This window comes from Bradyrhizobium sp. CCGE-LA001 (assembly GCF_000296215.2).
Classification (GTDB): Bacteria; Pseudomonadota; Alphaproteobacteria; order Rhizobiales; family Xanthobacteraceae; genus Bradyrhizobium.
This window is the reverse complement of record NZ_CP013949.1, coordinates 6,293,234-6,305,246: the sequence shown is the minus strand read 5'-3', so window position 1 is coordinate 6,305,246 and position 12,013 is coordinate 6,293,234. Positions and strand designations below refer to the sequence as shown.

The 12,013-nt window shown below is 56.8% G+C and carries 7 protein-coding genes; 6 read left to right on the top strand and 1 reads right to left on the bottom strand.

Features of this window, described 5'->3' with window-relative positions:
- Window positions 1–47 precede the first annotated feature (47 nt).
- From BCCGELA001_RS29200 to BCCGELA001_RS35605, 4 genes are all read left to right on the top strand, one after another.
- The gene (locus BCCGELA001_RS29200; protein WP_144441532.1) at window positions 48–275 is read left to right on the top strand and encodes a hypothetical protein; all 228 of its coding nucleotides are present in this window, start codon (window positions 48–50) and stop codon (window positions 273–275) included.
- Between the two features lie 90 nt (window positions 276–365).
- Window positions 366–2,597 (top strand): tetratricopeptide repeat protein, encoded by a 2,232-nt coding sequence (locus BCCGELA001_RS29195; protein ID WP_060737915.1) that lies wholly within the window; start codon window positions 366–368, stop codon window positions 2,595–2,597.
- A 241-nt stretch (window positions 2,598–2,838) separates the two neighbouring features.
- The gene (locus tag BCCGELA001_RS29190) at window positions 2,839–4,020 is read left to right on the top strand and encodes an MFS transporter (RefSeq protein WP_008558219.1); all 1,182 of its coding nucleotides are present in this window, start codon (window positions 2,839–2,841) and stop codon (window positions 4,018–4,020) included.
- Window positions 4,021–4,033: 13 nt separating this feature from the next.
- The gene (locus BCCGELA001_RS35605) at window positions 4,034–4,384 is read left to right on the top strand and encodes a DUF3088 domain-containing protein (RefSeq protein WP_083543428.1); all 351 of its coding nucleotides are present in this window, start codon (window positions 4,034–4,036) and stop codon (window positions 4,382–4,384) included.
- Window positions 4,385–4,409: 25 nt separating this feature from the next.
- On the opposite strand, the gene BCCGELA001_RS29185 is transcribed toward BCCGELA001_RS35605, so the two are convergent.
- A complete protein-coding gene (locus BCCGELA001_RS29185) occupies window positions 4,410–5,399 on the bottom strand; it encodes a LysR substrate-binding domain-containing protein (RefSeq protein WP_008558211.1) in 990 nt (329 codons plus the stop codon).
- A gap of 1,156 nt (window positions 5,400–6,555) precedes the next feature.
- Between BCCGELA001_RS29185 and BCCGELA001_RS29180 the strand changes: the two genes are divergently transcribed.
- Together BCCGELA001_RS29180 and BCCGELA001_RS29175 are read left to right on the top strand one after the other, a co-directional pair.
- On the top strand, window positions 6,556–7,947 hold the full coding sequence (locus BCCGELA001_RS29180) for a M16 family metallopeptidase (RefSeq protein WP_060736898.1): 1,392 nt from the start codon (window positions 6,556–6,558) through the stop codon (window positions 7,945–7,947).
- Window positions 7,944–9,281: a M16 family metallopeptidase gene (locus BCCGELA001_RS29175; RefSeq protein WP_060736897.1), complete on the top strand. Its 1,338-nt coding sequence runs from the start codon at window positions 7,944–7,946 to the stop codon at window positions 9,279–9,281. Before BCCGELA001_RS29180 ends, BCCGELA001_RS29175 begins: the two co-directional genes overlap by 4 nt.
- The last annotated feature ends 2,732 nt before the right edge of the window (window positions 9,282–12,013 follow it).

Below are 12,013 nucleotides of genomic sequence, written 5' to 3'. Positions count from 1 at the left end.
CAACAATCTTGCTCTGATTAACGCGCGTCGTGTATGCGGCGCGCTCAATGCGCTGGCGCAGCGTCAATTCGCGCCGGCTTTCAATTTTCTTGACCGCGACGGCGAAGGAATTTCGCTGCGAAGTCGTGCGCCAATTCGGTATGCTCTCTTCGCGCGACTGGCCGCGCCTTTACTCGGTCTCTCGTGCCTCAAATGGAAAGGAAAGCGTCATGAAAAAGAAGATCGCTGAAATCGGGACCACCATCCGCACGACCACTCCTTACATTGGCTGGTGAGGGTGCCGTGAACGCCATCGACCTGATGAGAGCATAGCGGCATCGGAGGGTGGTTCTTTCGACCACCCTCCCTTGTTCCGGGAGAGTAGAATGATTGAGTTGATCCAGCATCGCATTGCTCCGGTCATAACGTCGTCCGTCGAGGTCAATCCAATCACGATTGTGAAAGCGGAAGCCGGCATGGCACCCGTGCCGACGATCAAGTCGGCACTCGCGAGCTCTAGTTCGGACTTTTCAGTCACTGACGGCGACTGGCGGACGGGCGGTTATCTCGCCGGCCTGCAAAAGCTCATCGACGCCGAACTGAGGTGGGCTGCTGAAAATAGACCGAAACTTGTTGAGGCGGCACAACAATCCTTGAAGCGGCTGTTTCCGCTCCTGGAGTGCGATGCCTTTACCGTGCCGAAGGATCTGACCAACACCTCGAGCAGAGAGGAACGTACACGCTTCTATCATCACGAATATCAGAACAAGCTCCTCGTCGGACTAGCCGAATTCTTACTGAAGTGTGCCCGGGAGCGCAACGAACGTCACATCATCGTCATCGATCACGCGGATGCCCTGTCCAATTCGACCAAAAATCTTATCAAGCTCCTCGTCAGGCTGGACGACGATGCGCGCTTGTTTCGTTTTGTCCTGATCGATTACGAACAACGCCTCTATTTTCCGAACGCCAACGAAGTCCATTTCGGCAGATATAGCTGGCAGGAGCTGGCGCCCATTCTTGGCCGGGATCCCGCTGTAGAGAAACAACGGCAGATCTATGAGGCAAGCGGCGGAAATCCGCTAATTGCAGAGGCCTTAAGCACATGTGAGGCGGCCGGATTGCCGGTCATCGGCTATCTCGACCCGATTGCGATCGTAGACCTCTATCTAGCCAGCCTCAACATCGGCGAACGGCACAGTCTTCTCAAATCGTACATCGAGTCAGATTGCACGACGCCTGATTTGATTGCGCAACGGAACTATGCAGTATTCGAGCACGCGACGGCAGATCACCTTCATGAGCAACTGCACCGCGCTTGCCTGGATCGTTATAAGGCGGGCGAAGCGCCGCTCGTCATGATTCATGCGCTCGCAGTACGAGACAAGTACAAGCGGCTGGAATTGCTCGCAGAACCGAGTGGGATCCTCCAGAGCATTGGCCTGTATGATCTCTGGTTTGCCTACTTCGGCGAAAGTCTGGCTGATCCTGAGCTTCGTGCCTACGGATCGGGAGACGCTCCGGTGAACGCCGCCTTCATCGGTGCGGCCTTTGTGCTGTACTCGCTCGGGTGCGGGCGAGTGTCGGTTCCTTATCTGGATGAATTCCACAAGATTTTCCCAAAGAGCCAATATACACCGACCGTCCTCTATGCCCAATCAATGACGTATGGACGGTATCAGCAGCCGGTCAACCTTACGGTGGCCGAACAGTATGCGGTGCGCAATCTGGAGACAATCGAACGGGATTTCAAAGATCAGGACAAATATCATTATATCAAAGTGTTTGCAGAAAACGCGTATGCCTACATCAAAGCCAAGCAGAAAAGGTACGACGAGGCGCTTGCCCTATGCGCGGATGGCCATGGCAAGATGCTGGAGGTTTATGGCGAAAAGCGCTTCAAGCTTCACAAGTCAATTCTTATCTACAATACCAGTCAGGTCTATGAACTCGTCGATGATCTTTCTCGTGCCGAAAAGCAACTGCGCGAGGCTATCGCGTACGATCCTTATTACGGAGAGTATCATAATGACCTAGGAAACCTGCTTTCGAAAGTACCGGGAAGGGAAGCTGATGCTCTAGAGGCATATGCGCGCGCCATTGAGCTTTGCCCACCCTATTATGAGGCCTATCTTAACAGGGCCGCACTCCGCAACAGAATGGGAGATGCCGCTTGGGCTATGGCCGATCTCGAAAGAACGCTTGTTATCAAGCCAAAGGAATGGCGAGCTCACTTCGAGAAGGGCAACATCTTGATGCGGCAAGACAGCCCGAAAGCGGCTCTGGCGTCATATCTAGCAGCAGCCGAGATCAATTACAAAAGCGCTGATCTGCTAAGTAATCTTGGCCTCGTCTATTCGGAGCTCGGCAAGGCGAACGAGAGCATCGCGCACTATCTTCGAGCCCTCGAAATAGACCCTAGGCATGCGCTCACACACAACAACCTCGCCATAGAGTACTTCAACGATGGCCAGCTAGACATGTCACTGAACCACGCGACGGTCGCTGTTGAGATCGGGGGAGATCCAGACTACCTCCTCACCCGTGAGCATATTCAGGCGAGGCTGCAAGCGGATCTGGCTTCGCGGCGGGACAAAGCGCCTGCGTCCTCCCCTTGAGCATCATGAGCGTGCTGCTCACAGCCTGCTTGCCGTCGCACTAAGGCGGCGTGCAACACGGTTCGACAGGGATGTAGCTATTCGTCAAGGAGGCTCTGGGCCAATGTCTGGCGAAACTCGCAGACCGCTCGCGATGCTCTCGCGGGCTTGTCGCGGCGATCCTCGAGCACAAGGACCTGCGTCATCCTCGCTTCTGTATCAAGCGATATCCACTCGCGTTTATCGGCTGAGCTAGGTCATAATGAGTGAGGCGAGCGCACGGCAGCTGGTCTATCTGTCGCATCTGATGATTCAGATCGGCAGCTGGGCTTTCCGAATAGGCATCCTGATCGACCTCGTTCAATCCGGTATGAGTGCCGCCGGTGCTGGCGTTGCGGTCATGTTTGCTCCTATCATCTTTGGGAGCCTCTTCTTATCCCCGCTAGTCGACAGAAGTGATCCGATCACCGCCATGATGATCGTCAATGCAGTGCGAATATGCGCGCTGCTGTCCATCTTCTACGTGGACGGGCCCGATGCCATTTTGAGCTATGCTTGCATGGCCGTCCTGAGCTTGGTCCAGCCCGTCCACCTCTCCGCAGAAGTATCGTTCTTCCGTCGAACCATGTCAGAAGGCCGCATGATTTCAGTGCTGCGCAACATCGCCAATATCGATTGGCTTACCTATCTGCTCGGAATGTTTGCAGGTGCCGCATTAGCTGAGAAGTTGCATTTGCGAGGCGTTCTAGCGCTCAACTTATTGGCGGTCTGCCTATCCCTGATGATGCTCTTTGCCGTCAAGCAGCATTTCAAAAGGCTTCGGTCAGCGTCTGAAACGTCGTCGTCGTCCGGAACCATCCTGGATTTGGCACCGCTCTATCCCGCATTCTTTGCGGTCGTTCTTCTCAATCTCGGCGCGGGCATCATCAATGTTTATCCGGCAATACGCGCCACAGCCGGAGGAGTTCTGGACAAAGGTGTTCTACTGAGTATCGTGTTGATCAATGGCGTTTTGGCCCTGCTGGGAACCCTAGCCGCCAAGCCGATCTTCAACTGGATGGGGGCTTTGCCAACCATCGCAGGGGCCGCATTGCTGCTCGCCACATGCCTTGCGGTCATGTCACTCGATGCTGGGCTGTCGGTGGTGATCGCGTCAAGCAGCGCAATGCTTGGCTTCGGCCAAATATTTGCGGTTGCCGCTCACACGCACATGGTTTCGACGGTGTCTCTGGATCGAGCCGGTCGCCTTTCCGGTCTATTTCAATGTTGTACCTGTAGCGGTGCCATGGGAAATGGCATCGTTGTGTCTCTTTTGGGTGATCGGCTCCCTTTCGGCATTATCGTGCTGATATGCGCGGCTAGCGCATTTCTCGCTTTTGCCGTTGCGATCTTCGCCATCGTCAGATCTGGGCATCCTCAAGTTTCGTGTCCTGTCGATCGATAGATCCGAGATCAACATGATGCCAAAAGATCAGCTGTTTCTTTTAGAACAACCTTTTTCAGATCCTGCATTTCCCGGACAGCAATTCTGTTGCTGGCAATGCTCGCTGCTGGAAGGGGTGCTGTCCGCGTTTCCAAGCTGCGCTACGAGACTCGATGTTTTTCGAATTGCGTGGGCCAAGCCACGAGCCGCTCTCATCGAGAGGCTCGGCCAGGATCATCAGTCAGCGCCGGTTCTCATTTTCGATAAGGGAAGTCCTACGCCGAAGAGCGCGAAGTACGCGAACGGGTTCGCCTATGTCACCGATCCGTGTTCGATCCTCCAGCTTTTAGCCATGCGCCACGGATTTCCGGTCCCTCATCCGTGAAAGGTCTGCCTTGTTGCCCTGACTATCAACGGACTGACGCCAACAGTGACTGCTCGGCCTCTCGAGTTGCGCCTTTAGAATGCGAAACCAGATCATCCCGGGTGAGTATTTCTGAGAGTACCCAGCTCCGAAACTCTTTAACAGCGGTCACATTTCGCGCGTGTTCATTGATGAACATGTGGATCGAGCGATCGATCGGCACAAACCCAAATGGAGCCACAAGCTCTCCCTTTTCAATATTGTTTTTGACCAGGATCTGCGAGGTTATCGCGGCCCCAAGGCCACTTTTAGCCGCCTCGAGGGCCAGAAAAAATGTATCGAACACGACGTGGCGCGATCCCCGCAAGCATATTGCAGCTGCTTCGGCCCATTCGTTCCAAGCATCCGGCTTGGCGGACTCGCGCAGCAGAGGGATAGAGATAATGTTTTCGGGGCTTTTGATCGCCTCGAGCGCGACGGGCGCACACACAGGCCCAATCGTCTCGTTCGATACGTGCACCTCACGGAAGGGAAGCGGCCGCTTAAACAGGCCTGAAATGAACAATACGTCCACCGCGCCAACAGACAGCGAGTCTAGATCGGAATCGGTCTTAAAAACAAAATCAATATCCGAATGGAGTTGACGGAACGCACCAATGCGGGGCAAGAGACTGTGCGCCAAAAATGTCGGTGAGCACCCCACGACCACTGATTGCCCCGCATCGCGCCTTCGTAGTGCGTAGCATCCTTTCTCGAGCATTGTGAACGCGCTCGCACAGCTGCGCTTCAGCTGTTCCCCGTCGGATGTCAGCCGCACACCCGAGTTGCGGCGAAGGAACAGTCTCCTTCCAAACCAATCCTCAAGGAGGCGCATCTGATAACTTACCGCTCCGGTTGTTATGTTCAAGTGCTCAGCCGCCTTCGAGAAGCTTGAAAACTCGCTCACTGCCTCAAACAGATGAAGGCTTTTTAGAATAGGTAGCTTGCGCATCTGACTTATTTCTTTCTCGATTCTGGCTGCGGTGGTTGTTGGCATAAGCATTGTGCTCCGATTGTCTCCGGAACGGACAAGTTCTAGTGATGCGGAAACGCCTGACAGCTGATATCTCTTCAGCGCCGGCACGTCCCGCCGAACTCGCCGGCCTGGCTCCCTGACGCGCTTTCGGCCAAATCTCGATTGAGGCGCTACAGGCGCTTCGGATCTTGTCGGCGTTAGAAGCGCCTGCTCAGAAGCGTGACTGCGCGATCTCTTCAAGAAGATGGAACGGAGCTTGAGGTTGGAATAGCAATTCGCGGGCCAAGAGGCTCTGCGAACCGCCGGGAGTCCAACGAGAGGACGCCGGGCGAGCCATGCTCTATGACGACGGGGTGATCGGGGGAGGGCCTCTGTTCGAGCAGCTCCGTAACAGCGGTGCGAATTACTCGAGTCGACGTCAAGATCCGGTGTCAATCACAGCGTGGATCAGATCAGCGTTATATCGGTTTAGGATGCTTTCAATTGCCGGCAGCGTCCGCTTGAGGATACGGCCGCCCCGGTTGATGTTCGGTCCGAGATGCCGCGCTGCCGGCACAGCCACTCCTGGACAAGAACTCGAAAAAAGCAAGGCGACTGAGTCACAAACGTCACGCGGTAAGCCTCGAATTGTGCCGAATCAGACCCCTCCGGCTCGGTGTAAGCGTTTGGTAACAAGAAAACTTTGCAGTAGGTTACAGCCAACTCTGCAGTCTATGTGCTCGGCATAATGCCGCGTGTCGGTGCTGATTGCCCTACGCTCACGCGCCCGATTGTTCACTTCGATGAGCAGCACGCCTTTGTCGAGGTGGTAGGTCAAAATTCGATTGAGAGTGTACGATATCCGACGAATGTTGGACATGCGACATCGCTGTTCTCGCTGCTCTCACTACAGATGAAGGGCTTTTTGGCACGAATAATGCTCTGGCTTATGCGTATATGCATCGGACCGACAACGGTCTCGCGTAGGGAGCCTTCGATTAGATTGCCGGACAGCTAGAAATGAACGTCAATCACGACCTCACTCCCTGTGCCCAACGAACTGCTACGGAGCCCTTAAACGAGCATGCCAAGTCAGGAGCGGACGAACATTCTCGATGAGTACGCCGGGGCCAAATGCCCGCCGACTTCTCGTACTTTCTTCACGGGCGTTTGGCGTCGAGCCTCTTCAGGGATTGCGATGTTCCCAGGCCGTTTGCCGGCTCGCGTTCCTGCTGGACTGATCTTAACCTGCGCGCTCTCCACCGGCGGCCCGGCCGTCCAAACCACGTCCACTTCGGCTCCGCCCACCAGCTTCGTTCTGAGTAACGGACTTCAGGTGGTCGTGATCCCCGACCATCGCACGCCAGTGGCGACGGAGATGATCTGGTACAAGGTTGGCTCCTCCGATGAGCCAGCCGGCAAGTCCGGTCTCGCGCATTTCCTCGAACATCTCATGTTCAAGGGCACCGACAAGCATCCACTCGACGAATTCAGTCAGACCGTGGATCGGGTTGGGGGTGACCAAAACGCTTTCACCGATGTTGACTACACCGCCTACGTCCAGCGCCTCCCGCGCGAACAATTGCCGACAATGCTGGCCTTCGAGGCCGATCGCATGACCGGCTTGGTTCTTAAGGACGAGCACGTGCTGCCCGAGCGCGACGTGGTGCTCGAGGAGTACAACATGCGAGTGGCCAACAATCCCCACGCGCGCCTCGGCGCGCAGATCATGGCCGCGCTTTACCTCAATCATCCCTATGGTCGGCCAATAATTGGCTGGCGAGAGGAGATCGAGAAACTCGATCGCGAGGATGCGCTCGCCTTCTACCGCCGCTTCTATGCACCCAATAATGCGATCCTCGTGATCGCCGGAGACGTCGAGGCAGCCGATGTGCGTCCGCTGGCCGAGCGCGAGTTCGGTGCGATCCCAGCGCAGCCCGCGATTCCGGCGCGGCGCGTTCGTCCGCAGGAGCCGGAAATGGCCGCAGCGCGCGCCGTCACGTTGTCCGATCCCCGCGTCGAGCAGCCAAGCGTCACGCGCGCTTATGTGGTGCCCTCGGCAACAACTGCGGCTCCCGGCGAGAGCGCCGCGATCGAAGTGCTCGCGCAATTGATGGGCGGCGGCAGCAATTCCTGTCTCTACCGAGCTCTTGTCGTCGACGGACCGCTCGCGGTTTCGGCGAGCGCCCACTATTCCAGCTACTCGCTCGACCCGACGCAGTTCGTGGTCACGGCCTGGCCCCAGCCCGGCGTCAGCTTCGCTGAAATCGAGCAGGTGATCGACAGAGTCATCGCTGACATGGCGCGGAACCAGATCCGCGACGAAGATCAGGAACGGGTCAAGACCAAGCTGATTGCGGACGCGATCTATGCCCAAGACAACCAGCTGGTTCTCGCGTACCAGTACGGACAAGCGCTGAGCACGGGACTGTCCATCGAGGATATCCGAAGCCGACCGGACCGCATCCGTGCCGTCACTGCGGAACAAGTCCGCACCGTCGCGCAAAAATGGCTCGACAAGACGCGCTCGGTCACCGGTTATCTGATCAAGGACACCACCGCCGCCAAGCGCGAGGAGCAGCGTTCGTGACCTATTCTTTCATTCGCGACAAACGTCTGCCGCTTATATCTGCGAGGTGCGCCGCAGCCACTGCATCAACGGCTTCATCGCAGGCTGCCGCAAGAATCCAGCATTTGATCTCGCCAGACGGGATCGAGGCCTGGTTCGTGCAGGATGCGACCGTGCCGCTGATCGCAATGGAATATGCGTTTGCCGGCGGAGCGGCGCAGGACCCTGCTGGCAAACCGGGTGTCGCCAATCTCGTGGCCAATCTGCTTGACGAAGGCTCCGGCGATCTCGACGCCAAGACCTTTCAGGGGCGCCTCGAGCGACGTGCCATCCAGCTCTCTTTCAGCGCCGGCCACGATGAGGTCCGCGGTAGCTTGCGGATGCTTCGCGACAACAAGGACGAGGCTTTCGACCTGTTGCGAATGGCACTGATCTCGCCGCATTTCGAAGCGGCCGATGTCGAGCGCATCCGTTCGCAGGTTATCTCTTGCCTGCATCATGAGACCACGGATCCCACCGCGCTTGCGAGCCGCAAATTGTGGGAAATCGCCTTCGGGGATCACCCTTACGGACGTCAGGTTAACGGCACTATCGAGAGTGTTCCCACCATCACAGTGGCAGACCTGAAAGACTATGTCGGCCGTGTGCTTGCCAAGGACACGCTGAAGATCGCGGTGGTCGGCGACGTTGATCCGGCAACACTGGGTAAGTTGCTTGACCAGTCCTTTGGCGCCTTACCAGCTAAAGCGCAGCTCAAGCCGGTCGCCGACGTCGAAGCGGCCGCGCCGCCACGTTTGGCTTACGTTCCCCTCGACGTTCCTCAGACGGCGATCAGCTTCGGCGGGCCCGGTGTGAAGCGCAGTGATCCGGACTTCATGGCCGCCTATATCGTCAACCACATTGTCGGCGGCGCAGGTTTGTCTTCCCGGCTCCATCGCGAAGTGCGCGAGAAGCGGGGGCTGGCCTATTCGGCATCCGAATGGCTCGTATGGATGGAGCATTCGGCCTTGTACATCGGCAGTACCGGCACGCGCGGCGATCGCGCCGGCGAGACCATCGATGCAATTGAGAGCGAGTTGTGCCGCATTGCCCAGGAGGGTCCGACCCAAAAGGAGCTCGATGATGCCAAGTCCTATCTCAAGGGCTCGCAGATGCTCGAACTCGACACGTCGTCCAAGCTGGCCCACGTGCTGCTGCACTATCAGATAGATAAGTTGCCGATCGACTATACCGCGAAGCGCAACGCTATCATCGACGCGGTCACGCTGGAAGATGCAAGCAAGGCTGCGAGGCGCTTGTGGGGCCAGGGGCTTCTTACCGCTATGGTCGGGCGCGCCACCCGAGCCGCAGCGTAGCCCGTTACCCCGCCGGCACCAAATTTGAAGTGACTACTCGTCCCTTCCCGGTTGGCCGGGCTCGTCCCGGCCATCGATCTCTTTCGTGATGCCGCACCTTTGAGAAGCAGGGTACCTTAAGTCCGATCGCGCCCAGTTGCGATGTGTAGCTGATAACCTTACCACGCGGGCTTGATCCAATTCCCACCACAACGAGCTCTGTTTACGGCGAACCTAGCCTCCAACATGTCCAAAAGAAGCGAGAATCTCCGAGGGACGGAACTTTCGGAACGGCTGATGGACCAGGGCTGACGCCAGCGATCAAGGCAGAAGGCGTCTCACCTGGAAGTATGCAGATCGGCAGCGATCGGACAGTTTCGTCATCACTTGCTTGATTAGTGTCGCTCCCGAACGGAGATATAATGACTTGGCAGCCTCGGCTGGGAAAAGGCATGGCTCGCGAAAAAAAAGGCGCTTTTGATCACGAGTGCAGTCAAAATGAATGACCGACGGATAGCGCAGCAAGAGAGTAGAACAAGTAAGAGATGAAAGAACTCGGTGATGCCTTGGTCGCGTCAAGCTAGCGCGATCTCGGTCCGAGCAGCGTAGACGGTTGGTCACAAGGCGCGCGCTTCCATCACAAGGGCCGGTCATTAAGATGATGGATCTTGTCGCTCCGATTTTGCACTTCGATCGCACGACGTTTCAGCTGGCCGCTTGTTTGTTTTTATAGACCGGGTGCTTTGGAGGCGGGGCCGGCGGTGCTCGATCGTTGCTCCGCCTTCATGTGCTTCATAGAATTGGCCGCTTGGACTTTAACTAGCATGAGCTGAGGCGAGCTAGGCAAGCGGCAACTCTCATGGGGAGCCGCTCGCGGCCCGGGCCGGTGTGGCGAACTGCCCGGTGCGCCCAGCAGCAAAAACAGGGCCCTGTTTGCTTCATAACTGGCGGCTGCTCGATTGCGCTTAGAACCGATCATCACCAGCGAGCCCGTGTCCGTCGAGAGGGACCATGACCAACATCGCCGGCGGCGCTTAAGCGAGATCTGAAAGTATGAAAACTGGTCGAAAATGGGCAGTCGTTGCATTTCTGGGGCGCGGCGAATTCCGGCCCGTAGCCGGTTCGCCTCCTCTGCTCAAAGGGCGGGTGTATAACCTAGTATGCTGCGAGCCGACTGAACAGTTCTATAAATAGTGTCCATACCAACTCGGTGAAAATCCTCGAAAAGTGTCGGATCGGCGCTGGATTTCGGCGGGGCCGCCGTTCTGTAGCACTGCGTTATAGGGGGAGCAGCATTTTCGGTGGCGCATCCAAGGTCTTGCAACCAACTACAGGACAATTGTCCACTAAATTTGGAGTTTCGCAGCTGAAAGGTCGTTTGAAGAGGTATTCATCGCGTCTCTCGCAGTTTGATCTTTTATATTTTGGAGTCGCAGAGTGTTGGATCCAGCCACCACTGCCCTTCTAAACACTATCCTCGATGAGGTCTGCGAGGGCATATCCCGCAGCGAGGCGGGCCTTCGCGCCCATGTCGCCTCCAAGATGCTCGTCGCCGCCGGAAAGGGTGAAACTAGCGCGGAGCGGCTGAGGCAGGTGGCCATGGAGGCGCTTCGCTCGACGCCAACGATGTGGCGATAGGTCTCTGTGTTCCTGAGTTGAATTTCCAGGTAACAGTGCAGAGAAACCCTATCATTTGTCCAGTTGGATCCGCATCGGTGCCTCGCCTCCAAGCAAGGCATGGCGATCTTTGCTACGGGCGCGCCGGACGGGGTGACCGCACGAAGAGAATGGGTGCGCGTGTGCCTGCGTCTGCATCTTTCGTTACGGTCGATACCGTAATCGAAGGTTGGTGCGTTCTGGAAGAGCCGGCCATCCTTAAGGTGACGGGAGCAAGGTCGTTCCAATAGGTGAGGGCGAAGCTGGCGTCAAAACCCACGCTGCTGCCGACGCGAATGTAACCGTCAAATTGCCTGTGATCCCTGGCCACGCCTCTTTCAATGGGACCACGCACACCAACTTTCGGCGAAACGAGGGCACCTTCGGAGGTGGACTGCACCTTGCGTGTTGGCGACACTCTGCACCACTGTGGGTCTCATAATTCGGAACCCGGCTGCACTCAAAAATCTACAACTGTTTGGTTCTCTGAACATGCTTGTGTCTGCACTGTTGAGCGACTGCGCGTCTCGGGCCACAGGGACGCGCGTCATTCTTTGATGCATCCAATCGAGATCCTCCGCGTACGGCGCCCCAAACGCGGACAAATGGCGCAAGTCGACAAGATCCTTTCGGGTGACACGCTCGCAGCTAGCGCGCTCGCCGAGATGCGTGTTTCAAAGGTGCTGCTCGTCGTGGGCCTCTCCCGATCCTCGCCGACGGAGCATTCGTCCGAGTGAAGACGTAAGTGCTCCAGATGAACAACATGTCGACAATACTCTTCCTGCTCGTGCCAGGCTTGCGGCTCAGGGCGCTCTACTGGGGGGGTATAAGGGTCTCTTGAGTGCAACGAGAAACCTTTTGCTCTTGTCCACTCAGAGTCAATCATTGTAAATGGACAATCAGATGAGACTGTGCTCCCGCCCCTGCAGGGCAGTGATTGGCCACTTCACATCCTGCTCGCATGAAGCCGCGGCGTCATGAGGCCTCTCCAGCGGCTTGAAACGGCCATGCGCGCATCTCGACAGCACTAGACGGGTTCGTGCTGCGCTACGTCTTAGTAGTCGCGAAAGATGCCTTAAAAATGCGTTTTTGATGCG

Coding starts and splice junctions, on each gene's coding strand:
- BCCGELA001_RS29200 (WP_144441532.1), top strand. CDS start 48: ATGCGCTGGCGCAGCGTCAATTCGCGCCGGCTTTCAATTTTCTTGACC.
- BCCGELA001_RS29195 (WP_060737915.1), top strand. CDS start 366: ATGATTGAGTTGATCCAGCATCGCATTGCTCCGGTCATAACGTCGTCC.
- BCCGELA001_RS29190 (WP_008558219.1), top strand. CDS start 2,839: ATGAGTGAGGCGAGCGCACGGCAGCTGGTCTATCTGTCGCATCTGATG.
- BCCGELA001_RS35605 (WP_083543428.1), top strand. CDS start 4,034: ATGATGCCAAAAGATCAGCTGTTTCTTTTAGAACAACCTTTTTCAGAT.
- BCCGELA001_RS29185 (WP_008558211.1), bottom strand. CDS start 5,399: ATGCCAACAACCACCGCAGCCAGAATCGAGAAAGAAATAAGTCAGATG.
- BCCGELA001_RS29180 (WP_060736898.1), top strand. CDS start 6,556: ATGTTCCCAGGCCGTTTGCCGGCTCGCGTTCCTGCTGGACTGATCTTA.